General features: G+C 38.3%; 22 protein-coding genes. 9 read left to right on the forward strand and 13 right to left on the reverse strand.

Features of this window, described 5'->3' with window-relative positions; all coding sequences use genetic code 11:
* The first annotated feature begins 851 nt into the window (after nucleotides 1-851).
* Nucleotides 852-1,337, forward strand: coding sequence for a hypothetical protein (locus B4N43_RS02135; protein WP_286732501.1), 486 nt, complete (start codon nucleotides 852-854; stop codon nucleotides 1,335-1,337).
* A gap of 32 nt (nucleotides 1,338-1,369) precedes the next feature.
* Here the strand turns inward: B4N43_RS02135 and B4N43_RS02140 are convergent, their stop codons facing one another.
* Nucleotides 1,370-1,942 (reverse strand): Crp/Fnr family transcriptional regulator, encoded by a 573-nt coding sequence (locus B4N43_RS02140; protein ID WP_286732502.1) that lies wholly within the window; start codon nucleotides 1,940-1,942, stop codon nucleotides 1,370-1,372.
* A gap of 289 nt (nucleotides 1,943-2,231) precedes the next feature.
* Between B4N43_RS02140 and B4N43_RS02145 the strand changes: the two genes are divergently transcribed.
* Nucleotides 2,232-2,726 (forward strand): STM3941 family protein, encoded by a 495-nt coding sequence (locus B4N43_RS02145; protein ID WP_286732503.1) that lies wholly within the window; start codon nucleotides 2,232-2,234, stop codon nucleotides 2,724-2,726.
* A gap of 138 nt (nucleotides 2,727-2,864) precedes the next feature.
* Here the strand turns inward: B4N43_RS02145 and B4N43_RS02150 are convergent, their stop codons facing one another.
* From B4N43_RS02150 to B4N43_RS02170, 5 genes are all read right to left on the reverse strand, one after another.
* Entirely contained in the window at nucleotides 2,865-4,016 is a 1,152-nt protein-coding gene (locus tag B4N43_RS02150; protein WP_286732504.1) for an AAA family ATPase, read from the reverse strand.
* Complete coding sequence (locus B4N43_RS02155) at nucleotides 3,974-4,672, reverse strand: RNA ligase family protein (RefSeq protein ID WP_286732505.1); 699 nt, start codon at nucleotides 4,670-4,672, stop codon at nucleotides 3,974-3,976. The genes B4N43_RS02150 and B4N43_RS02155 overlap by 43 nt, the downstream gene beginning before the upstream one ends.
* Nucleotides 4,673-4,940: 268 nt before the next feature.
* On the reverse strand, nucleotides 4,941-5,615 hold the full coding sequence (locus tag B4N43_RS02160; RefSeq protein ID WP_286732506.1) for a LytR/AlgR family response regulator transcription factor: 675 nt from the start codon (nucleotides 5,613-5,615) through the stop codon (nucleotides 4,941-4,943).
* 5 nt (nucleotides 5,616-5,620) lie between these two features.
* The gene (locus B4N43_RS02165; protein ID WP_286732508.1) at nucleotides 5,621-7,117 is read right to left on the reverse strand and encodes a TlpA family protein disulfide reductase; all 1,497 of its coding nucleotides are present in this window, start codon (nucleotides 7,115-7,117) and stop codon (nucleotides 5,621-5,623) included.
* Between the two features lie 67 nt (nucleotides 7,118-7,184).
* Nucleotides 7,185-8,690 carry a sensor histidine kinase gene (locus tag B4N43_RS02170; protein ID WP_286732509.1) on the reverse strand — a complete coding sequence of 502 codons (1,506 nt, stop codon included), beginning with the start codon at nucleotides 8,688-8,690 and terminating at the stop codon, nucleotides 7,185-7,187.
* 336 nt (nucleotides 8,691-9,026) lie between these two features.
* Here B4N43_RS02170 and B4N43_RS02175 point away from each other — a divergent pair, with 336 nt between their 5' ends.
* From B4N43_RS02175 to B4N43_RS02200, 6 genes are all read left to right on the forward strand, one after another.
* On the forward strand, nucleotides 9,027-9,677 hold the full coding sequence (locus B4N43_RS02175) for a hypothetical protein (RefSeq protein WP_286732511.1): 651 nt from the start codon (nucleotides 9,027-9,029) through the stop codon (nucleotides 9,675-9,677).
* A 201-nt stretch (nucleotides 9,678-9,878) separates the two neighbouring features.
* On the forward strand, nucleotides 9,879-10,277 hold the full coding sequence (locus B4N43_RS02180; protein ID WP_088160917.1) for a hypothetical protein: 399 nt from the start codon (nucleotides 9,879-9,881) through the stop codon (nucleotides 10,275-10,277).
* A 19-nt stretch (nucleotides 10,278-10,296) separates the two neighbouring features.
* On the forward strand, nucleotides 10,297-10,866 hold the full coding sequence (locus tag B4N43_RS02185; protein WP_286732512.1) for a hypothetical protein: 570 nt from the start codon (nucleotides 10,297-10,299) through the stop codon (nucleotides 10,864-10,866).
* 69 nt (nucleotides 10,867-10,935) lie between these two features.
* Nucleotides 10,936-11,472, forward strand: coding sequence for a GNAT family N-acetyltransferase (locus B4N43_RS02190; protein ID WP_286732514.1), 537 nt, complete (start codon nucleotides 10,936-10,938; stop codon nucleotides 11,470-11,472).
* 78 nt (nucleotides 11,473-11,550) lie between these two features.
* Nucleotides 11,551-12,645, forward strand: a complete 1,095-nt coding sequence (locus B4N43_RS02195; RefSeq protein WP_286732515.1) for a tetratricopeptide repeat protein — start codon at nucleotides 11,551-11,553, stop codon at nucleotides 12,643-12,645.
* A 162-nt stretch (nucleotides 12,646-12,807) separates the two neighbouring features.
* The gene (locus tag B4N43_RS02200; RefSeq protein WP_075991829.1) at nucleotides 12,808-13,341 is read left to right on the forward strand and encodes an NADPH-dependent FMN reductase; all 534 of its coding nucleotides are present in this window, start codon (nucleotides 12,808-12,810) and stop codon (nucleotides 13,339-13,341) included.
* Nucleotides 13,342-13,744: 403 nt separating this feature from the next.
* Here the strand turns inward: B4N43_RS02200 and B4N43_RS02205 are convergent, their stop codons facing one another.
* From B4N43_RS02205 to B4N43_RS02235, 7 genes are all read right to left on the reverse strand, one after another.
* Complete coding sequence (locus B4N43_RS02205; RefSeq protein ID WP_286732516.1) at nucleotides 13,745-14,893, reverse strand: peroxiredoxin family protein; 1,149 nt, start codon at nucleotides 14,891-14,893, stop codon at nucleotides 13,745-13,747.
* A gap of 8 nt (nucleotides 14,894-14,901) precedes the next feature.
* Nucleotides 14,902-16,092: a thioredoxin family protein gene (locus B4N43_RS02210; RefSeq protein ID WP_286732517.1), complete on the reverse strand. Its 1,191-nt coding sequence runs from the start codon at nucleotides 16,090-16,092 to the stop codon at nucleotides 14,902-14,904.
* A gap of 76 nt (nucleotides 16,093-16,168) precedes the next feature.
* Nucleotides 16,169-17,617 (reverse strand): RagB/SusD family nutrient uptake outer membrane protein, encoded by a 1,449-nt coding sequence (locus tag B4N43_RS02215; protein ID WP_182980959.1) that lies wholly within the window; start codon nucleotides 17,615-17,617, stop codon nucleotides 16,169-16,171.
* Between the two features lie 12 nt (nucleotides 17,618-17,629).
* Nucleotides 17,630-21,238 carry a SusC/RagA family TonB-linked outer membrane protein gene (locus B4N43_RS02220; RefSeq protein ID WP_286732518.1) on the reverse strand — a complete coding sequence of 1,203 codons (3,609 nt, stop codon included), beginning with the start codon at nucleotides 21,236-21,238 and terminating at the stop codon, nucleotides 17,630-17,632.
* Nucleotides 21,239-21,312: 74 nt separating this feature from the next.
* Nucleotides 21,313-22,485, reverse strand: a complete 1,173-nt coding sequence (locus B4N43_RS02225) for a FecR family protein (RefSeq protein ID WP_286732519.1) — start codon at nucleotides 22,483-22,485, stop codon at nucleotides 21,313-21,315.
* Between the two features lie 96 nt (nucleotides 22,486-22,581).
* On the reverse strand, nucleotides 22,582-23,175 hold the full coding sequence (locus tag B4N43_RS02230) for an RNA polymerase sigma factor (RefSeq protein WP_120334834.1): 594 nt from the start codon (nucleotides 23,173-23,175) through the stop codon (nucleotides 22,582-22,584).
* A 176-nt stretch (nucleotides 23,176-23,351) separates the two neighbouring features.
* On the reverse strand, nucleotides 23,352-23,699 hold the full coding sequence (locus B4N43_RS02235; RefSeq protein ID WP_198386068.1) for a winged helix-turn-helix transcriptional regulator: 348 nt from the start codon (nucleotides 23,697-23,699) through the stop codon (nucleotides 23,352-23,354).
* Between the two features lie 112 nt (nucleotides 23,700-23,811).
* Between B4N43_RS02235 and B4N43_RS02240 the strand changes: the two genes are divergently transcribed.
* Nucleotides 23,812-24,876, forward strand: a complete 1,065-nt coding sequence (locus B4N43_RS02240; protein WP_088160911.1) for an NADH:flavin oxidoreductase — start codon at nucleotides 23,812-23,814, stop codon at nucleotides 24,874-24,876.
* The last annotated feature ends 68 nt before the right edge of the window (nucleotides 24,877-24,944 follow it).

A 24,944-nucleotide genomic window follows, 5' to 3' on the forward strand; every position in this document is an offset into this window, starting at 1 on the left:
AACCTTTTTAATCCATTTATTTACGAAAACGTTTGAATGGCTATAAAAAACAAATCGCTGGATTCCGACAAGAGAAAGAGAACAGGTGCTACTGAAGCCCAAAAACAACATTATGCGAACAAAAACAGCCCTAAACAGGCTTTAAAGCAAATAAAATTTAAAAATAAATTGAGACAAAAGAGCATAGTTTTGATAAAAAATGATATCTTTTTCAATTATAATTTCACTATCTTTTAAATTAAAATAAATTTAAGAAAATTAAATTTAACGAAATAACACACACACTAAACTAAACACAAGACCGAAATGACCGAGAAGTCTTCCTCAGCAAGAGAAACAAAGATCGCATGCATTGTCTATGTCCAATCAAATGAAAAAATATGACTTGGGAACAAAACCATATTTCTGATGAGTTAGTCAAAACAGGTTTCCATCATTCGGCGTCAGAAGTAATTGGTTTATTGCTCTTGTCCTACATCGCCCTGCCCCAACCGTGTAAACAAGGTGGTTCCACATTGAAATCAGCTAAAAAAGTAGACTCAACCTGGGCCCAGGCTACTTGCAGGAGGAGCTTGGTAATAAAGCAAGCTCGACAATAGGATTATATGTTCAATCCGCATTATTTTAGAAAAGCAAATAAAAACAATCAGTAAAAAATTTGGAGAATACGAAAATTATATACAACTTTAAAGCACAAACACCTGCTCTAAACAGGCTACAAGTTAACAAAGGAAATTTTTTATTTTAAAAAGAGGATTTTATCTTAGAATCACTCATAGATAAAAGTCTAAATTAGTTTTTTTGCAGAAAAACTTACTTTTACTTAATGTACAAACAGTAGCATACAAAATATGACAACCAACCCCATTAAGGTATATACAGTAGTTTCAAAAGAAGTAAAAGAAGATCCAGATTTATTCACCAATCTGGAAGGTGTCTTCTCAACATATGAAAAAGCACAGGAATATATTGATCACTTTTTTGGTAATGCTAAATATGGTTATCGATCTATTGTTACAACCTATTTAGATCCCTTTCAGAAAGAAATCCAAAATAACGATTCTTATTATAGCATTTCATCTCAATTAATGGGGCCGCATTTAGAAGTTGAAATCTGTAAAACTTCTTTTGCTGTTGTCCTCTCCGAAGTTGAACAATTGCGTATCGATCCTGCCACCTCAGAGAAACCTTTGGAATTAAACCTGCACTGTTTTGCTGCTTCTGAGGAAAAGGCAATGGAAAAATTCGCAAAATTAGTGCAAGACTATGCAAAAGAACACAAGCTGCAATTTCAAATTAGCCCTTTTCGCATTGCAGATTCGGACCAATGCTACTAGCCTTCAATTGCAACGAGATTATAGCAGCAGATTCAGGGAAGTATTTTTTTACGGATTTCACTTAAATATTCTGGAGTAAATCCCAGATATGAAGCAATCAGGTATTGCGGAACACGTTGTACAAACTGAGGATATTTACGGAGCATATCATGGTAGAATTCCTCTTTAGATTTAGAGAATAGATATTTAACCCGCATTTGCGCAGCAGCATAAGCCCTTTGATAGACAAAGCGAAAATAACGCTCCATGATCGGAAATGCAGCAACCAATTTCTCTTGATTTTCTTGACTGATATAAACTAAATCTGAAGTCTCTACGGCCTGAATGTAAAATGACGTAACAAGCTTATGTTCAAAAGCCATATTATCTGTAATCCACCAATTTTCTATTGCGAATTCAGTCGTTTGTTCGACTCCCTTTTCATTAACAAAGAATTTACGGAGAATACCTTTTAATACAAAAAAATGGTATCTGCATACTTGGCCCTCCTCCAGTATATTTTCTTTTTTCGCGACCGTTTTCGTCTTAAAGTAAAGCAATATTTCTTCTAATTCGATCGGATCGACATCGATAAATTTCTTTAAATGTTCTTTAAGTTTTTCCAACAGTCCATCACTTTATTATACAAACAAAGCTACTCATTCCTTTTATCAAAAAAAAGACACGCGGTACCATTTCAATTAAGCGCAATACGGAAGGGATGGCAAGATAAATTCAAGTAATACGAATAATCATTCAACAAGCACGAATCATAAATCGGAATAGTTTCAATGGCCTTTACCCCCTATCTTTATAACAGGCGCTCCAATAATATGATTAACAGATTGGAGCTATGATGAAAATGGCAGGCTCCATTTTTTGCGGAGTTTGTACTTTTTGAAAAAAGAGAAAGCAATGATCAAAATTAATTTTAGCAAAGGAAAAATTATCATCAGCATGCTGCTATGTTTTCTTCCAGCAGTCATTGGGTTGTATGCTTGGTTATACTATGATCTCATTTTTAAGCTAACCTCGACGATATGGATACTCGTTGCGGCAACGGTTTTTTATCTTCGACTACAACAGCTGAACCGCTATCGAAGAGGAGAGGCCGCACTCACGATAGATGAGCATACATTACTAAACAACAGCGTATTGAAACCGCAGCAAATCCCTTGGACTGATATCGATTATTTTGTTACTGGTTTATATCGGACAAATTCTATTTTTATAAAATTAAATGACGTTTCATCGTTAAAAAAAGAAAAAACAAGCGGTCTAATTTATTTATTAAGCTTTATTGACCGCAATCTATCAACAAAACCTGCATCTTTTTGGATCGACATGGATGTCATCGATATCAAGGAAAAGGAGCTTTTATCTATGTTGCTACAGCGATTGAAAAAGTAGCTAAAAATTGCCTCTCTCTCCGAAAAAAGGTACTATATAAAAAAATCAGCCCCCTATCCAAATAAGTGGGCTGATTCGCAAAATCAATCAAAGATGCAGCACAGTCCTGCTTAAATACCCCCTACTTAAAAGCATCCGCTATGCCGTAATGTAGTGAACCTCATGCGCCTCTGTCAACTGTGGAACTTCCAAATTATGAAACATTTTATCCAAGACAACTTCTGGCAGTGGGTACTCCCTATCGCTATTCTGCGCGCGCCAAATCTTATAGGGTTTTTCAACGTACAACAATTTCACATAAGCTTGATAGCTTACGAAAAGATCGATCAATTGTTTTCGCATCTGGGAAGTTATATTGGTGGCATTCCAGATAAAATCCTGTCCACAGCGTAAGTATTTTTTTGCCTGCTCTTTAGCTTCCTGTACAACCCATCCGTTTCTCTTTTTATCAGTAGGATCAATGCGATATTTGCGTCTGATGTCATCCAAACTAATAACAGGAAGGTCGGTATTCATGGCTAAAATCTGATAATCTTTGCCCATTCCCGGCAAACCTGAAAGTACAGTCACCGTGGATTTGAATGTATCAAAAGGCACATAATCAACATAGCTATTGTTTCCATTAAAATATGTAAATCGTGCATTTTCAGACAAAAAAGAACGCGTGGCATCCCAGCAGCCAATCTCTTTACTATACAGTTCGAACATATCCAATGCGTAGAGCAAAGCATCCAAATCGGCACAGTACCTTCCTTTAGCATCTGCTTCGGCCAACAACTTAAGTTGGCCCATATTGACACTCAGTGACGCCTCCAAGGCGCTCTTCATTGGATCGACTTTTTCCATCAACCACAATGGCAATCCATGATAGCGTACCAATGCGACAATTTTCTCCCGTAATACAAAAGGGGTCTCCACATCACGAAATAAAATCTCCCGTGCGGTCTGTGCTCCTCTTTTGGCATGATTTGGAGAGCTGATACGACCATCTGCAGCGACAATTGTCGTCGATCTCTTCTCGACATCATGCAATAAAGCGGAAGCCCAGAGGAGCTCCTGCTTTTGATAATCCAGATTCCGGTATTCAGGCAATCCTTCCAGCTGCTGTAATACCATTTGAGTATGAATCGCGACATTCCCTTCGGCATGATGTAAAGGATCTTGTTGTACCTGTTCCATATCCCTGACCCAAGAAAATTGCGTCTCTAAAGCCGACCAATTCTTATTTACTGCTATTGTCCATTCCATTAGAAATCCTTCCTTTCCCAAATCATTTTTGTTCTTCGCCATGATTTTGTCCAATGTTCGTCGGTCTGCACATGTCCTTTTCTAACATATTTAAAAACATTGTGCTGAAATTCGCTGACGGGATATGCATCAGCATTCCTGCAGACTAACCCTTCCATCGTACATACCTCTTCAGTTTTAGGGTCAACCGATCCAAATATTGAAGACTGCATGGCCAAATTTTCGACTGAACGCCGAAGTTCCAACTCAGTCAAATCCTTTACAATTTCGAGTTTTAAAACAGGTACAGTAGGAAAATCAAATAAACTAGCATAAAAAGTAACTTCTTCCCATGAAAGCCACTGATCTTTAATTCGAGCAGCAAAAACATAATAATAGTGCTCAAGTTGCACATATTCGATAGAATGCACAGCATAAAGATTTTCACCAAAAAACTCTAAATCATCCAGATCGTTTTTTAATCTAGACCAATGCTCCCGAAGCTGAGCCGTCCATGGCGACGTGGTTGGAGCTGCATGGGATCGTGCAAATACTCCACGCCGTGAAAGGCAATTATTTTCACCATCTAATTTTTCTGTAAATAACAGTTTATGGAAAGATTGTATATCCTTCCAATAATGTTGATTAAAACGATCGTCGCTGCTTGTCCCTGGCGAAAATGGGAAATGATAGGTACGACCATATTTTGTTGATTCCATTTTTAAAATTTAAATCCATACTAAAAAATTGAAGATATAGGTATAGGATAAACAAATCGGGTACATCCCGTTGTTTACTTTCTTCCTAAATATCGACAATGCATTACATGACTTTAAATTTTAAAAATTGACAACACTAATGATCTATTGCTACAAAAGTATTAAATTTATCTTAAAAACATAAACACGTTCCCTTAACCTTTTGACAGCGCAACCCCTTCCCTACTTTCTAATCAGCCCTGACTTATCAAAAAATGCGTATTTAGCATTAATATAATTTCAATTCAGTATACGTTGTTCCAATGGGAATAACCCGGTCTGTTACCCAAATTTGGGTTTTGTCGAACTTAATCATTTTACTTCGTGCGACGATAAATGCTCTATGGCAACGAACAAATTCGTTCTTCGGGAGCAGTTCCAGCAACTCGCTAATGGTAATTCTGGAGCTAACACATTTATCGCCCAAATGTATCTGGGTGTAATTACCTGATGCTTCAATATACAGGATACGATCAATTTCAACTTTAACATGTTCATAGCCATCTTTCACGAACAGATAGTCTTTGTTATGCTGTAGCTTTTTTGCCCGAAGGCTATACAATTCGTTCGCCTTGTTGCAGGCTTTCAAAAACCTGCTCATAGAAAATGGTTTAAGCAAGTAATCGATGGCATCGAGCTCGAAACTCAATAGCGCATGCTCAGAATAAGCCGTCGTAAAAATCACCATTGGCGAAGTATTCAAACTCCGCAGAAACTCTATACCTGAAATATCGGGCATTTTTATATCTAAAAAGATAAGGTCCACCTGCTCCTTCTGGAGATAATCAATCGCCATAAACGCATCCGTAAATGTACTTTTTAATTCAATAAAAGGGACTTTAGCTATATGGTGTTCAATAACCTGCAATGCCACAGGTTCATCATCTATCGCGATGGCTATCATAACAATTATTGATTTAAAATCTGATCTATTTGGTCATACAGTTGTTTTCCATTACTTGGTCGAAGAGCCTTTTCTACAACTAATTTTCCTGTTTTATCAAATATAAAATATTGCGGATAATATTCGGCTTTGTCTTTTGCATTTAGCAGTAATTCCTTCCAAAAGGGCTCAATCTGTTTCCTATTTTTACGTATATGGATTCCGGTTAAATTGTTGACGCTTATAAAGTCTTTCCAGTCCTGATCACGATGGTCTTCATCCATATCCAAATAAACGAAGGCAATATCTTTATCCATGTATCTTTTCTTCAGTTCAGGTGTATATTTCAATTCAAACTTACAAGGACCACACCAGGTACCCCAAACATCCAAATAGACCACTTTACCCTTCAATTTAGCAATCAGGTCGTAGATCGATGAAATAGGTTGATCATCCTCAATCAACCGGATCTGTTTGTTCTGTTTATTCGCTATCAAAAGAGAGTCAAGATCGGCAATATGACGTTCAACGAGTGGCCTATGCTTATCCGTTGGAAATATCTTCCAATGCGCTCCTGCCAATGCTTTTAAATGTGGTAAGTCCCTGTCATGATATAGATTGACCAGTTGCTGAAAATTGTATTTTTCTACGATAGTTTTGGGAAAATTATTTAAAGCACCAATAAACCGCCAATAATCTTTACTGTAGCTATTCATTAATCTATTTGCACTGTCTAGGCTTATCCCGAAATAAGGAATCGGCTCGCTTGAAGGGATCTTCTCCGACCGAATCTTAACAAATGCTTTCGTTTCCAAATAACGCAGGTAATTGTCAAAGAAAGAATAGAAAGAGGGGCCTCCAAAGTTATCCTGTAAATTAATCGATGCTTTTCCAAACAGTTCTAGCACTAAACTATCTGAGGTCGGTTTTGGCAATTCAGCTACACGGGCAAAATCGTTCAGATGGTTAATTCTTTGCGCGTAAAGCTCAGTACGGATATAGTCTTTTAGTTGGCTGGGCAGTGAAGTAGTTTGGATCACTTCATTCATTTGATTGCAATCTGCTAAAAAGGGAATTAACAGCTGCTGTCTCAATTCAGCCAAAGAGCGTTTAGCAAGATTGTTTAAGGCTGGGGCTTTCATAAAAAACGGCACTTCATCCAGTTTTATTTGCTGAATAGTTCTATTTTCTGTTAAAGCACTACCGGCTGTAAATACGATCGTACTATCAGTTAAATTGGCGATAAGATCCTTACCGGGGCTTAATAACAAGGTTTGAAATACACCGCTGTAAATTAGTGTCGCGGATTTTCGAGCTGTTACCGGCAGCGCGACCTCAAATGTACCATCGCCGGCAACGGTTACCCGTTGCGAATTTTCTTTATAAAAACCGAAAACAAGAGGAATATTGATTTCCAATGTCTTGTTTGGATCATAATTCCAAATCTTACCACTCAATTTAAACTGAGCATGACTGCTTAGACAAAACAAGGTCATAAGCAAAAAAACAAGTATTTTTTTCATTGCTGTTAATTAAGGAACCAATAAATCAGATAAATAATGGATTGAAAAATAGTGGAACTATCCTGATCTAAAGATGTAATGTTAAATGGACAAAAAACTCATTGGCATTTTCATGTATCATCAATTCATGCCGATCTCTATACAGTAATGACAGGCGTTGTCTTACATTTTCCAAGCCTACGCCGCTTTTTAGTTTTTCGGGATCGTTATCACTTTTTGGATTAATGCTATTGCTTACATCGAAAAACAGGACTTGGTCCCGCACTTGCAAAGAGATTTTAATATAAGACGATTTCTGAAGGCTTATACCATGCTTAAATGCATTCTCAACGAAAGGTATAAGCAACATAGGTGTAATGTGATAATTTTCAAACTGTTCCTCTATTTCGGTTATAAGGGTAATCTTATCTGACATTGAAGTCCGGAGCGTTTGTAAGGCGATGTAATTATTCAAATATTCAACTTCACGCATCAACGAAATTTTATCTTGTGTATTTTCATGTAGCATAAACCGCATCATATCCCCCAAGCGTTGAATTCCCTCCCCCGTCCGTTCTGCATTTTCCTGCAGTGCCGTGCCATACAATGTATTTAAGGCATTAAATAAAAAATGTGGATTTATTTGAGATTTTAGAAAGGTCAGATTCGCATCCGACTGCCCGAGCTCCGTACGTAGGGATGCTATTTCGTTTTGACGCATTAGACGTTTTTTAAAGAGAAACCAGGACAGCGGAATGCTAACCAATAATTGCGTGGCTAAATGAAACATGGCAACGATAAAGATCACTTCGTTTGTCTGATTAAAGAAAAATAGCGCCGGTACACTTAATGGAAGGACTGAAATCAAGCTAATAGCAAAGATAGTCCAGAAGAAATCACGGAATTTCTTCTGTTTTTCCTGTAATTTTGGCAACAAATAGTATAAGGAATAGATTACAATACCGACTGAAGACAACACAACCAAAGTCCATAATACCGAAAGTTGTAAATGGGATCGCGATGTAATCAAAAAAAACAATCCAATAAACCAGCAACCAATTCCAAAGGATAAATCCATTTTTAGCTGCTTTTGCAGGGTCAGATTTTCTGCCTTGCTTTTAAGCAAATAGCTGATCAGATATTGCGCACAGGTGTATAAAGAAATTATAATTGTTAATAAAATAGCTTGCGCAAAAGCCTTAAAAAATATACTATTATAGCTTCTTTGAATACTGTCATAATCCTTCAATTCGTAGGCGTGGCTATAGGTCCGGCATACACCTAAAATCAGTCCGGATACCAAGATCAAAGCAGCTAGTAATGAATAATTCAGCAGCTCCCGTTTTCTGTTGATGAGGGAAGGAATAAGGACAAAATTTAAAAGGAGAAACATCACATATAGCAGCAAGTCAATGATAAAATTTGGCACAAAAAAGTTAAAGAAATAGGAGTAGCTTATTTTTTGGTGAAGGAAATAGTTATGCATACCGCTATCATCCCGATTGTTTGTATCAACAAGCAAAGCATAAACAACAGCGACAAATACGACAGTTGCCATCCAAAATTCTATTTTTCTTACGTCTTTCAGTTTCATGTTATTGGTTTTGATGAGGCAATATTAATTGAAATGAAAACATAAAACAGAAAAATGTGACGAATACCCCCAAAAATGTGATGAATCAAATGTTTCTTCATCTTATAGCTTGGATTCTATTGTTGTTTCTATAAAATAGAATTTGATTTTACTATCTTTAAGCTGAAAAGTATCAAACCGGCTTTATTAACTTTATTCAAAAAAGACACTACATAATTAGTCCGCTATTTACACATTCACGTCCTATTTTGCGGTGTTACGGCAAATAGCCAAGATTGCACACAGCATTGGACTGTCAAATGATCATAAATACAGGTATAAAAAATAATTGATCACATGGATACATATATCGTGTTAAAAAGATTCTCTAGTTTAGAAGAAGCTCAAGAATGTCATAAATTACTTTCGGAAAAAGGTGTAACAACGCGGTTGGCAGATAATGTACCCCCTATGGATATTACATTTTCTGGAAACACGGTTGGATATCAATATGAGGTTCAAATAGACCCTGCCAATTTCGCAAATGCAGAATCTATTTTAGAAGAGCAGGAAATGCAGTCTCTCCCTTTGGTTGAAGACGACCATTACCTGTATCAGTTTTCCGACGAAGAGCTCTTAGAAATTCTTCAAAAACCCGATGAATGGAACAAATTAGACTACGCACTGGCTAGAGAAATTTTAGTAAAAAGAGGGAAAGAGATTGATCAGGAAAAGCTTGATCTTTTGAAACAGGAGCGGCTCATGCAACTACGGGAACCGGAACCGCAGCAGAAGTATTGGGTTATTTTCGGCTATATTTCAGCCCTTCTAGGTGGACTTTTAGGAATTGCAATCGGGTATATGCTGTTTAGTTCCAAAAAGAGCCTACCGAATGGCGAACGGATATTTTCCTATTCGGATCATGACAGAAAACATGGGACAAACATATTCTATATCGGATTATTCGTATTCACAATATCCGTTCTCATCAAAATGCTCTGGGGATGATAACATAAAATGAATACGATTTACATTTTTTAGCGGAACAGCTCGAGTGCAGCTTTGTGACTGTGGTATTCTGTATCCTATCGCGATCTAATTAGCGCTAACGTCAACTGTAAATTTTTAATACTAAAAAAAATACCTATATTTAAGATGACATCTTTATTCTTGAATTATTTTTTGTAAACCTACAAACAAATTAACTTTATGAATAGTTTAAAGACCACAGCCACTCATTTCCGTTATAAAAAGCATCCGGGAGATCTATTCAGAAATACATGCGTTCAATTATTACCGCATCCCTATAAAAATCAAGAAGACTTTTGGGTATGGTTTCATCCCTCCTACCACCGCAGTGAAGACATTTCAGATTTAGGCGACCTGTACAAACAGCTTCACGACACCCCCTGCCAAGAAACGATGACAACATCAAAAAATGAGCTATGTTACGCTGCAGTAGCGAAGGAACGTCTCTTTGAAGAAATAAAATCATTGGAACAAAAGATCTATCAGGATTGTTTTGAAAACTTTTATTTGTTGATTATTGAAGGCCGCATCGAGCTGTTTGAAAGTCATCAAATTGAAAGTAAAGAATCTAGTTCCTAATGTCTATCTTTAAACCGTTATGCATTATTTGACTTGTGCGATTATAAGGAAGGACGATAAGGTACTCATTTGTCAGCGCCCGCCATCGGTGAAGCATGCCTTAAAGTGGGAATTTCCTGGTCGCATAACCGAGTCCCACCTGCCAACGAAAGCAAATTTGTCGCTCAAAATCAGGGAAGAGCTAAGTATAGATATCCTTGTCGGAAGGCCCTTAGAGATGACGCAACAAGGCCATAAAAGTCCGGCAGTTTGTCGCTATCCTGTTCTCTGCACCTTTTCCTCTGGCGAAGTTGCCATGCTAGAATATGTCCAAGCAATATGGGTCTCCTCCGCAGAACTATCGCATTTTGATTGGACCGATACCGATCGACCAATTGTAGAAGAGTATACCAGATACCTTGAGAACTCAAATCCTCCGTCCCGTATAAAGGAAGCTTTTTTAGAAAGCCTAATTGGACTCATTGGTTTTATACTGGTCCATATGTTCTTCAATGTATATATAGGCTTATTGATAACTTTGATCCTAATCGCAATTACTGGAATTTATAGTTATTACACCCGAAAAAATATATGGAAAAGAATCTCATAAAACTTTCCTACATTTATAAAAACTAAATAGCCCCTAATTTCATTTTAGCCATACTGAAGACTTAATCAGATGAAAGATTTCCCACAATTAGAGACAGAACGACTTATTCTTAACGCAATAGACCCGACTGATATTCCACAGATTGTAGACTATCTGCAAGACAAGGTCTATTCAGACTTTACATCAAATATCCCCTATCCCTACCGAAAGCAGGATGCTGAATACTGGCTTAAATTAGCGGAAGAAGCATTTGCCAATCGTAAAGGATTCACTTTTGCTATTCGAAATAAAGATAAAAAACTGATCGGAGCTATTGGTCTGCATGATGAAGGCTCGGATAAGGCTGAGTTGGGATACTGGATAGCTATTCCTTACTGGAATAAAGGTTATGTCACTGAAGCTGCAAAAGCAATCATTGATTTTGGATTTAAAGAATTAAACTTTAACAAAATCTTTGCGACCTACTTCCCTCATAATCCAGCGTCGGGAAAAGTCATGGAAAAAATAGGAATGAAAAAAGAGGCTCTGTTAAAACAACATCTAAAGAAAGACGGCCGCTATTACGATATCCCATTATACGCTATTTTTAAATCGGAATTGGTTTAGTTTTTTAAGATCTATGGCTCCATTATTACAAAAATACGTTCTGAAATAAAAATTCAATCCTTTAACTCAATAATAAAAATGAAAAACAATATTGGATATATTAGCTTCGTTTTCTTCTTTTTCATTGGGCAAACCGTTCTTGGGCAAGAAAAAAATCGTGAAAAAGCTTCTTCAAAGGGAAAGGAAGCCATTCAACTCATGGACAGCGGAAAAGTGGATGACAGTATCCTATTACTGAAGGAAGCCCAAAATCTCGATCCAGCCAATATCACATACCCTTATGAGCTTGGTTATGCCTATTATCTAAAAAAAGATTATAAAAGCACAATAAAGTTCCTGGAAAACATTAAAAATGAAAAGACTGTTAATGATAGGGTATATCAACTGCTGGGAAATGCCTATGATATGCTTGGCGAAAGTGATAGCGCAGTGGGCATCTACGAAAGTGGATTAAAATTGTTTCCTAAATCAGGTCACCTCTATTTGGAGATGGGGGCAATCCAAAGAGTAAAAGGAGATTTGGAAAAGGCATTAGGCTTTTATGAAAAGGGTATTCAGGTGGATCCGGGATTTTCTTCCAATTACTATTGGGCATCAAAGTTATTCTGTATTTCGGATGAAAAAGTTTGGGGAATGATTTACGGTGAGATATTTATGAATTTAGAACGAAATAGCAAAAGAACAGCCGAAATAAGTGAGCTTATTTATAATCAGTACAATAACCAGATTAAATTTAAAGGCGACACTGGAATTTCAGTCAGCTTCAGTAAAAATGCGTTTATCCAGGAAGGGCCAGCAGCCGATCCCAACCAAATAAAGTTACCTTTTGGTATTGGAGTTTACGAGACGACATTAGCGTTGTCAATGATTGGTTTAAATTCAATAAATATCAATACGCTTGACACGATAAGGACCAACTTCATAAACAACTACTTCAAAAATAAACACGACAAGATATTTCCAAATGTTCTATTCAATTATCAAAAGAAAATCATCGATCTAGGTTATAGTGAAGCATACAATCATTGGATATTGATGAAAGGAGATGAAGACCGTTTCGAGAAATGGCTAGCAAATAATGAAGAAAAATGGACTGATTTTACAAATTGGTTTATGAAAAATCCCCTAAAAGTAGACAGTGCAAATAGTTTTTTCCGCGAACAATACAATTGATAACTGTACACCCCTTTCTTTCTCGCTACTCGATGTGTTACCTCAGGATCGGAATGGAGTCGCGAAATTAAAATAATGGTGAGTGGTTTCTATTTCTTGAATTGGATTTTTCATTATAAAATTGACTAAATTTAAGTAACCGATAATCATAAAGGATAAAACATGAAAATATTTGCATTCGCTGGGAGTAATTCTTCCACATCAATTAACAAACAATTGGTCAAATTTGTACTTAAAAGCTTCGAGGGGCACGAGATTAATTTGATCGACCTGAATGACTATAACATGCCTGTCTTTTCTGTAGACCTAGAAAAGAATGGATTCCCACAGGAAGCACAGCTTTTCCTCGATCATATAGCCTCCAGTGACATGATCATTTGCTCCCTCGCAGAGAATAATCGCTCCTATAGCGTAGCATTTAAAAATGTATTCGACTGGGCATCTAGAATAAATGTTAAAGTTTTCCAAGATAAACCCATGTTGCTTATGACAACTTCACCAGGAGGTTATGGTGGTGGAAATGTGATGGCCGAAGCGCAGAAATTTTTCCCGCAGTTTGGAGCAATCATTAAAGAAACATTTTCGCTTCCCAAATTTTACGAAAATTTTGATCAGGATAATGGCGTAATCAGTCCTGAACACCTCAATAGTCTGAAGGAAAAAATAGCGGATTTTAAGCAACAGATTTCCTCCTAGTAGCATTCCGCTAAAAATCTATTTGCCTTTTCGTGCATTCTGCATAACTTATGCCGATGTACTGAGTACATATTACTTTGCATATTATTGACTTTTTGCTTACCTTTTCTTTGCTTTGAAAGCAAAGAAACACCAATAAAACACCAAAGAAATAGCAAAGAAGAAGCGAATCAGCCCCCTAGCAATCCCAAAGGAATAGCGAAGAAACGGCAGAGAAACAGCAGAGAAACACCAAAGAAACAGCAGAGAAACACCAACGGAATAGCAGAGAAATGGCGAATAAGCTGCAAGCCCTTACCTTAGCCCCCCAAAGAGTAGCGCTATAACAGAAAACTGACCCCATAGCGATAGCAGCTATTAAAGGTTCATAATTAAGGAGGGGCGATTTGCCCCTCCTTAAAATTTATTTAAGAAGCTCTTCGAGTTTCTCTATCAACTTTACTCCTTTTAAGTTGATTCCAACAATCTTACCTTCGGGAGAGATGAGGTAATTTTGCGGGATAGCCTGAATACCGTACAATTGAGCGGCTTGATTTTGCCAGCCATTCAGGTCCGACACCTGAGGCCAGATTAATCCATCTTGTTCAATTGCTTTCATCCAGTTATCTTTCTTCCCGGGTTTATCTAGTGAAACACCCAGTATCTCAAATCTTGATCCCTTAAACTTTTGATAGGCTTTAACCAAATTAGGGTTCTCAGCACGGCAAGGACCACACCATGACGCCCAAAAATCCAACAGCAGGTATTTACCTTTAAAATCTGAGAGTTTTAACTCTTTACCTTCAGGAGTTACTTGTGCAAAGTCTAAAGCTGGCTGTCCAATTCCTAGCTTTTTTGCCAGTTGAATATCTGCTTCTAATTTTTTCCCGATTGCTGTCTGTCTTAATCTTGATGACAAATTGAAAAACAAAGGTTCAGTGGTAACTACATTATCATCGTAGCCGGCAACTTCCTGCAAGGCCAATAAACTGAAGTAATTGTCTGGGTTATTGACTATAAAATTTCGTTGCGCCTTCTTACGCTCTGTTTCGATCTTATCTATTTCTAGCCCAATTTGGTTGAGTGCATTTTCATCACGATTTTTTGCTTGATACAGATCAGCTCTTTTAGATTGCTGAACCATGAGCTTCTTCTCATAGGTGCTTAGATAGTCTTGATACTGCTTATAGGCTACCTGCAGTTTCCCGCCTTGTACCTGTGAAGACTCGAAAGGACTTTGAACAGTGATTTGCGTATTGGGTTCCTGAGGGTCTACATAAAATGTGAGACGCTCCATCGGTCCACCTTTGCGATTAAAGAAGGAAGCTCCATCTTTGGAATAAAATAACATGACTTGCGTTGGTTCCATGATTTCCCCTTTATAGATAACATCATTGGGACCAAAATTAATAGAGTCAATTGTCAATTTTCTGTCCACGATGTAGCGAACAAATGCTTTAGATTTTGCAGGAAATTGTTTCCCCTTTATTGTTAATTGAAAACGCTGTCCTTGAGCCAATACTGTCCCGAGACAACTTAAAACCAAGAATAACGATGTAGCTATTTTTTTCATGTTGATAATTACAATGCTTTAGCACGCGCCACAAGAGCATCGGCCAGTTTAATAATTTTTGAAGTTTCCAGTTCAGCCAAGCCACGTGCAGCTTCTGCCGCTTGAACGGCTTCTTTCTTTTTCTTTAATGCGATACAAATATCGGCCAAAGTTCCTTGATTGGAATAGCTTGATGGATTCAATACAACGGCCTGTTTAGCCAGCACATAGCATTGTTTTAGGATAACTGGATTTGCAACAGTTCCCTTCGCATTGGCATTGCGGCGGGCAATAAAACTCAACCGTTCATCTTCATTCTTGAGCAGGCCTTTTCTCAATGTATTCGTAAGGACAACAAACTCCTTATCGGTTCCATGTGCCGCGGTCCACTCTACTTTATACAATGCAGCTTCAATTTTTTGTTCTGGATCTTTTAACCCTTCAAAGTAGGCTACGCCAGCATTAAATTCATCTACTTTATGCTCTCTAATATAGCCATACATAGCATATCGTAGCAGCTGGGCCTCCTTTTTTGCAAAATCTGCTGGCACGGCTATACTTTTAAAATAAGCTTTGTTCGACTCAAAAAATTTACCGTAGCGATCATCCAGGCTTTGTGCCATCATTTTTATGGTCTCCCATCCATTTGGGCTCTTCAAGAATTCATCCGTAGCCACGCTGTCCAATGCCTTTTTTGCTGCATTTGCGGCTTGATTATCGGTCTGTTCCATCACTTTAATATAGCGGATCAGGAAATTCGACTCCCGCATACCCAAATCATACGATTTACGCAAATTGGGGATCTGAAAATTAGGGTCATTAGCTTGCTGTGCCTGTTTCAGGAAAAGATCAGCTTCCATTCGAGACTGGGTTCTATAGATCAATGTCCCCTGTCCATCTAAAAATAAATAAGTAGGAAAACTTCTGATTTGGTATAATTTAGCAATATCTACACCTTCTCCTATCTCACAGTCAAATTTTGTATTGATAAACCTGCTGTTAAAATAACGAGCCACTTCAGGCTGTGAAAACACATTCCCTTCCATCCATTTACAAGGAGCACACCAGGAGGTAAATCCATCCAGGAAAATCAGCTTATTTTCCTGCTTAGCCAATTCCTTTGCCTGATCAAAAGTGATCTTCTGAAACTGTATATGTTCTTGCGCAAGTAATAGCATCGACTGCGAAAAAGCCAGTGCTGTCAATAGTATCTTTTTCATTTTTTTTTATTAAGATCCTAATCAATTTCTATGATGATAGAAATTGATTAGGATGAGCGGTCTACATCTAATTTTGTTATCGTTCGTATTGTGGAATTCCGGGATTCAACGAAAGTACCTTGGGTGGAACTGGAAGTATCATCCGGGCATCCGTGGATTCCATTTCGAAAACTTTCCCTGCCAATGGATGTTGGATTGACTTTTTAAAATTGTCTACTATAGCGAGTCGTTTCAAATCAATCAGCCTATCGGATGCCATAAATGGCATCTCGCGACGTCTTTCGTCAAGTACAGTCTGTAAAACAACTTTTGAATCCGTTGAGGTTAACGCTTTATTATTCTCTATTCGGCTATTTCTTAATGTATTCAAGAAACTTAGTGCTTCTGTCGCATTACCTGTTCGAACAGCGGCTTCTGCAGCAATCAAAAACAATTCAGGTGTATTAAATCCAGTGCTAAATTCGACGTAGGGAGCAAAAAGAACCCGTCCTGGAAATTTTACAATAGTAGCACCTAAAGAAGCTTGATCGCGACAGAAAAATAATTCATAACGTTTGTCCTTTGCACCTGCAGGCAAATCTTTGGCATAAGTGTCAATCAGCTCTTTAGAGGCATAAAATTCGGCATTCGGACTACCTAAGGAACTTGTTCCTAACCGAGACCATACAGCCTCCGTATTCGTTCTGGAGTCGGGAAATTGGACAGAATTATCTGTTTTTAGGCAAACCCGCCCCCAAGTCGTCTTATCCTTATTGGTATATAAACTATAATCGATGAGCGTTTTATTGACAGCAAGTGCTTGTTTTGCATTCTCAAGGGCCTCTTTATATTTTCCCTGATAGAGGTAAACACGGCTTAGAAAAGAGAAGCCGACTGAACGCACTGCTTGAAATCTATTTGACTGCACTGTACTCAAATTTGGTAGCGCATCATTAAGATCGCTAATTACCTGATCATAGATCGCCTGAACAGACACGCGCTCATATTTTTGATTGATATCCTCTTTCAGCACCAAAGGTACCCCTAGATCTTTTGTTGCACTTACAGGATTATAATGCGCGGCATAGATATTCACTAGACTAAGGTATTCAAATGCACGACCGACCTTAGCCTCAGCCCAAACCCTTTTCTTTTCTGTCTCGGAGCCCTCTGTTGCTGCCAATACATTGTTAATAACAACATTGTAAGTGAATATATGGCTATAAGCCGATTCCCAGTATGGATCATACTGGCCATCTTCAAATATCGCACCGTGGGCAAAGCTATAGAGTTGTTTTTTCACATAGTCATAATAGTCATAGCTTGCTGCTGATTGTACATCCTGAGGGTCTCCGGACTGTAAATTATCTACTAAATAGTTCGGATATACAGCGGAAGCTCTTACTAAAGATTGATCGTTTAGAAGCAATTTGTAATCATTCAGATTCTCTGGAATCGTAAAACCTTTTGGCTTGATATCCAGATATTTACTACAGCTATTCAATGTCAATAAACCGAATAGCAATCCTATATATATTTTTCTCATGATATTTTCTTATTAAAATCCTACAGATACGCCTAAATTGTAAATTATTGGTGCTTGTATACCTCTACTTGGACTCGTTACCGTACTATAGCCAGCCCAAACCTCGGGATCGAGATTATCCTTGTTAGCGACCCAACGCCATGCATTCAATACCTGTCCTGTTAGACGCACATAAGAAAGTTTTGTCGGTGCAATCCATTGTTCAGGAAGGTTGTAGGATAATGAAATATCGCGCAATTTAATATAGTCAGCCTTCTGAACAAATTTATGTGCAGCATTGAAAATATCGGAAATATTGCCTGAAGCAGCAGAAACAAATGCAGGAGCAATATCAGGGTTACTTTCATCACCAGGGTTCTTCCAATAATTCAACCATAATTTGTCGAAGTTACTATTGTAGTTAAGCTCCGCGTATTTACTCAGGAACTCTGGATGAACTCCCCGCATCACATGACCACCATTGAAAATGAACATAAAGGAAAGCGTCAGATCTTTATATCGAAATCCATTTCTGAAAGAAACAGTGTAGGGAGGTACTGTCGTACCTTCATAGATTAAATCATCGACAGTCAATTTTTGCGTGGTCTCTACCAGACTACCATCAGCCTTTCTTGCCAAAGGTCGTCCCTTATCATTTAATCCCGCATAATCTATGCTATATAAACTACCCATTGGGATTCCAACACGATTTTGAGGAGCATAATAGTAGTAATACGGTGTATTCTGCTCAACGTAGAGGTCTGTGATCTTGTTTTTGTTGTAGCTAAAATTTATTGTGCTGTTCCAACTGAAGTTTTCACGTTGAATTACCTTACCATTCAGCCCCAACTCGATCCCTCGATTCTGCATATCAGCATAATTAAGCAACACCATATCCCATCCCAAGGTTGGATCCAACGGCGTATTCCCCAATAAATCAGAAGTTTTTTTATTGTAGATATCAAGGGTAGCCGTAAGTCTATCTTTAAATAGTGAGAAATCAAAGCCAACATTGAATACTTTTGTTCGCTCCCATCGCAACAATGGATTAGGCGGAGAATCAATGTAAGCTTGCATTTCACCGTTAAAGTAGTTCAGATTGTTATTCACCCTTGAAATCAAATATGGTCCATTATCCTTTGGCACATTTCCATTTACGCCATAAGTCGCACGCACCGACCAACGATCTAATGGTTCCCAATCAATTTTTGGTAGATGATATAAAGCGCCTATGGACCAAAGAGGTTTGTATTGATTTTTGATATTTGTGCCAAACAAATTAGATTGATCCATCCGGATGCTTCCACTCAAAGTCAACTTACGATCATAGGTATAAGATCCATTGGCATAGAAGGAAACAAATCTATCGACTAGATCCTTAAATCCAGTCTCTTTTTTCGAAATAGTATAGCTATTAAAAAGTGCCTGTGTATTTTGGATCTGAATACCAAAAAGCTCTTCATTAATCCCCTTATAGACTAAACTGCTTTCATCGTACCCGTATTTATAAATATTTGTATAACGATTGTTAATTTGCCTGCGCTCAGCACCTGCAATAGCTATAATTTCATGTTTATCCCGACTGTTATATTGATAATTGAATTGACCACGTAAGGTATAGCTGTTGACATCGTTACGTTGTTCGGCAAATTGTCCCCCCTGTGGAATATTGCGCTTGATTGCCCCGTCCTTTCCAATTTGGGTCGCGTCATTGACCATACCTACAACGGACTGGGAATTTTTCCTGTTTAAAGTTCCGTTGTACCCTTCTGTTCTTTCACTTTGATAGGATAGATCGAAGTCCAACCCTTTAAGTAGCTTAAAGTTGGCAGCAAAATTTAAATTAAGGTATTTATTATAAAACTTTTCATGAATCGCTGCGACGTGCTTTAAAGGAATATAAGTTTCATCTTCCAGTCCCAAGGCATTCAAACGATCAATCTCAAATTGCGATTTTGAATTATACCATTGCGCCGGAGAACCGTCTTCATTTTCAAGAAGATAATAGGATGCCTTGCCCCCCATATAGTTATCGTAGAAATTGAAGCCGATATCGCCTTCTCTATTTTGATTTTTCCCTAATACGTTTGCGCGTAAACTAAACCAATCGGTAAACTTAAAATTATTTTTCAGACTGAATCCCAGTTCCTTATTTGTTGCACGGCCTTTATTATAATCTCCGGGTTGGGTATAATTGAGGGAATAATGATAGGTATAACGATCGGATCCTCCCGAAACAGCGAGGTTATGTTGCTGATCGAATCGAGTAGTGTTCAGAAACTTATCCATTTGACTGAAGCGGTCACGATTTCGGTACACATCCAGACGTTTTTCCATCTCTTCTTCCGAAATCACGCCACCTTTACGATCGTACAAAATCCGATACACATCATTCATTGCTTTTCTAGGATCAATAACAGCATAATCGCCCGAACGATAATTAAACATTTCTTTTTGAAAGTTGACCAGTTCAGCACTGCTCATCTGATTAAGATAGTTACGGCTTGGAAGTCCCCTAAAAGAAAGTGTATTGCTATAGTCGATCTTTGTTTTACCTGCGGAGCCTATTTTTGTTGTGATCACAATGACACCATTGGAGGAACGTACGCCGTAGATAGAGGCTGCCGACGCATCTTTTAAAACGGTTATAGCAGCGATATCATTGGGATTGATTGCTGTTAAATCGCCTTCAAAAGGCATACCGTCAACGACGATCAGAGGCGCAGCCTGCGCATTGATTGTAGATCGTCCGCGAACCTCGATACCCAGATTATTTTTATTATTCTGCGGACTTGAGGTATTTCGCACCAAATTTAGTCCGGGCAACAATCCATCGATCCGGTCCAGCAAATTAGGCTGGAGCCGTCCTTCCATGTCTTTGGCAGTGACCTGCGCAATTGAACCTGCTGCTCTTTCTTTGCTTATTTTTTGGTATCCTGTATTGACCGTAATATTTACTTCCTGCAATTGTTCATCCAAGGCTCTTAAGGTAATCGTACCCAAATCGGACTTAGCTGCAATGGTAAGCGGAGCAAATCCGACCATGGTAATGTCCAAAAAGCTATTTGAACTAACACCGTTAATTTCAAAATGTCCATTTTGATCTGTAACGGCCCCTTTTGGAACACCTTTAACACGAATGGTTGCACCTTGAAGCGGTCTGTTGTTATAATCGACAATAAAACCTTTGACCGTCATTAGCTGATTAGCGATCGAACGTTGTGTTTGTTGAGATTTCTCATGTACGACAATAATCTTCCCCTTGATCTCAAAATCGAGATCCAAATCGTCCAATAACTTCCCAAGTGCATTTCCCAACGATTCTTTTTTAACAGTTAAGTTAACCTTTGTATCTGGATCGATGGTTGTGGCCGCCCATACATAAGAATAGCCGGTCTGCTTATTGATCTCTGAAAAAACCTTTCTCAACGACACTGATTTCTCATGTATCGATATGTCCTGTCCATACGTTTTAGCTCCAACATGAAGCAGACAACAAGACATTAGTATGGTTGTAAGCGATATGCGCATAATGTTTCCCCTCCATTGCGGCCTACCCCAAATATCTGGGCGATCGCTGTTTTTCATTTGTTGCGTTTGATCGTGTAGGGCACGACCAAGTTGTGCATAATTTTTATACATTTGTTTTAGGTTAAGAATTAAAATTCTGTTACAGTTAGAATTACTTGATCTGAAGCCCTAAATGTTGCAAGCGTTTAGGGTTTCTTCTTTTCATTTAGGTTGTTTTGTCTACATAATTTGTCTACATAAATGGTCTTTCCTTTAAATTTAAATTTAATTTTCCCTGTACTCTCCAGTACATTGATGATATCTTTCAAGCTGCTGTTACGCGACAACATCGCTTCAAATTTTTCCGATTTTATTTGGTTATCGAGATAGACGACATCCACGTTATACCAAGACGCCAACTCATCCATAATAACCCCTAAAGTCTCCGAATTGAACACAAAATATCCGTCTTTCAATGCATTACGCACGTCGAGATCAATTATCCGTCGTTCGATCTGACCAAGTTTGATATAAGATTCTTCTCCTGGCAACAGTATAACTTGCCTGTCGCCTTGTCGAACCCGAACTTTACCTTCGTATAATGTCGCTCTAAAGTCTTCTAGATTCTTGGTTGATTTCACATAAAAATGTGTCCCCAATACGGAGATATTGATCTTCCCTGCTTGTACCACGAAAGGTTTCAGTTTTGGGACCTCACCTCCCCACGGCAAATGTTTCTTGGCAACTTCGAAGTAAGCCTCCCCCACTAAACGAACTTCCCGCATACTATCTATTTCATAATAATCTAACTGCGTTTTGGCATTCATCCATACTTTGGTCCCATCAGGTAATACCATGGTCATTTTTCCCCCTTTGGGTGTTGTCGCGAATAAGCTATCCGTCTGGCTGGATTTATTTTTCATGGGAGCAACAAACGATAATAAAGTATCTCCGGGAACCATCGAAATTGAATGTCCATCTCCCAGACGAACTACCCCCGTCATTTGCGCGGGTTGAATATCTTTATCCGGAGTCTCTTGATATACCGTATCCGAAAGATTATGGATAAAAAATAACACCAATAATCCAATCAGTACTGCTGCAATACCGTAAGACCACATGCGTTTATAAAAAGGTTTAGTGTATGCGGTATTGAGGTAATCTTGTTCAAAGAGGGCAAATGATTCCTCCCAATCATAACGGGCTATCCCGTCTAAATCCGATTGCATTTGATCTTTGTTGTCAATCAGATCACATAGCCCCTTATTTGCATCCGTTTCGGACCTCCATAAGTCCAACTGCAATTTTTCGTCATCGCGCAATCCTTCCAGCTTGGACTTGCTCAGTAAATAAATGATATGTTGGGGTATTTGCTCCATATTGCTCTATATACTTAAAACAATATTTTGATTTCGTTTCTCTAAAAAGATGGTAGATATTTTTGCAAGAACCTATTTATCAGAAGTATAAATTTTCTAATAATAGAGTAAAAGCAAAAGTAGGCAAAAAAACTGGTCAGGCTTGAGTTTTAATCTCAAAAGTTCAATTCCCCTTTTCTTTTGATTGTAGATCGTACTAGTGGTTAGTCCTAAGGAGATAGCTGCTTCCTGTGGGCTTAGATCTTCAACAATCAACTTACGCATCACTTGCTTACACTGCTCAGGCAGCGTATCAATGGCATCATGGATCGTTCGAAGCGTTTCCATATAGATCATTTGATGACTGATCGGTAAATCGACCAGATCAACTTGTGACGTATAAAAATTGGTTTTTTGTTGAATCCTATTCTCTTGTTGAATCCTGTTTAAAGCGGCGTTTCTACAACTTGTGTAGAGAAAACCACGGATTGATTCAACATGATCAAAATCAATCCGGCGCTCCCAAAGCTTTAAAAATACGTCCTGCACTATTTCTTCGATGGTACCTTTATCAAGATTCATCTTTTCTAAAAAATAGCACATTGGACTATAGAAAGTTTTGTACAGAAACTGTAAACCATCCCTTCTGCCTTCTCGAAAAGATTTTAAAAAATCTTGCTTGCTAAATTCTTGGTTTACCTTGTTTTTCACAATTCAATATTACTTAAATTTTAAATAAATATGAAAATTTCATTTATTGTGATCAACAATCCTGCGCTGGCAAGCGATAGAAAACGTACAGACCAAACCGGTTGACACGATACTATTCCATTCGATAGCGATTGGCGTAAATACGAAGCAAGATCTATGTATTTAGATTATAATTTCTACGCGATCAATTCTGGTGACACAGGCTCTTGGTAGTAGGCTTCATTCCATTTTGCCAATTGGCACATAATAGGTATTAATGCCTTGCCTTTTTCTGTCAAAGAATACTCTACGCGTGGCGGGAGCTCCCTGTACTCTTCTCTCAAAATTACACCATCCTCTTCCAATTCTTTTAATGAACTGGTCAAGACTTTCCGAGAAATGTTTTCGATAAGCGCATCCAATTGACCAAATCGGGCTTTTCGATCGCGCAAAGTATAGATAATCACGGGCTTCCATCGGGTACCTAAAATTGCCATAGAACGCTGCATGGCGCAGGAACAACTTTTAAATTCAGTCCTTTTCATTTGAATATATTCAAAATAGTTACGCAAAGGTAACTAGTTTATACCAATAATAGTTACAAATATATACTATTTAAAATATCTTTGTGAAGATTCACGATTTAAAACAAGAAAAATGAGCATACAAACACTTTTTAATCCATTTGAGTACAAAAACTTAACACTCAAAAACCGCTTTGTAATGGCGCCCATGACGCGAGCATTTTCTAAGGATGGGATTCCCGACAGCGCTGTAGCGGGTTATTACGAGCGTCGTGCCGCGGGAGATGTTGGTTTAATTTTGACGGAAGGTACAGTTATTGAAAGACCTTCATCAAAGAATTTAAAGGATATTCCAAACTTTTACGGTGACCAAGCATTGGGCGGCTGGAAAAATATCGTCGATGCTGTGCACGAAAAAGGCGGAAAAATAGCCCCTCAACTATGGCATGTTGGTTATACCCCTATGCAATGGACTCCGCCTGCTGCGTTTGAAAGCCCAGATACAATGACATTAGCGGATATAGAGGCCACAATACAGGCTTACGCTGACGCTGCTAAATCTGCAAAAGACCTCGGTTTTGATGCTTTTGAAATCCATGGGGCCCATGGTTATCTGATCGACCAATTTTTCTGGGAAGGGATGAACCACAGAACAGACGAATTTGGTGGAAAAACAATTAAGGAGCGTTCTAAATTCGCCGTTGAAGTCGTAAAAGCAATGCGAAAAGCGGTTGGACCTGATTTTGTGATTATTCTACGTTTATCACAATGGAAACAACAGGACTATACAGCCAAGCTTGCCCCTACCCCTACAGCGATGGAAGATTGGATCCTACCATTGACGGATGCCGGTGTGGACATTTTTCATGGAAGCCAACGTCGTTATTGGGAGCCGGAATTTGAAGGCAGTGACTTAAATTTTGCTGGATGGCTCAAAAAGATTTCAGGACAGCCCACAATCACAGTTGGATCTGTGGGGCTTGACAAAGACTTTGGTGAAGTATTTACCAATTCTGAATTCAAGTCCTCTCCCGCTTCACTGGACGAACTGGTTCGTCGTTATGAACGTGGCGATTTTGACCTTGTAGCTGTAGGCAGGGCCATCTTACAAGACCCCAATTGGGTGAAGAAAGTAAAGGCCGAAAAATACAACGAATTATCGACTTTTGAAGCTAAGAGCTTGGCGAGCTTATCTTAGTAAGCCGGCGCAATTAGGTGGATTAAAATTACGTTATTCAATATTATAAACAGGGGCAAAAAATTGAT

The sequence above is a fragment of the Sphingobacterium sp. UBA1897 genome, assembly GCF_002337775.1.
In the GTDB taxonomy this organism is placed as follows: Bacteria; Bacteroidota; Bacteroidia; order Sphingobacteriales; family Sphingobacteriaceae; genus Sphingobacterium; species Sphingobacterium siyangense.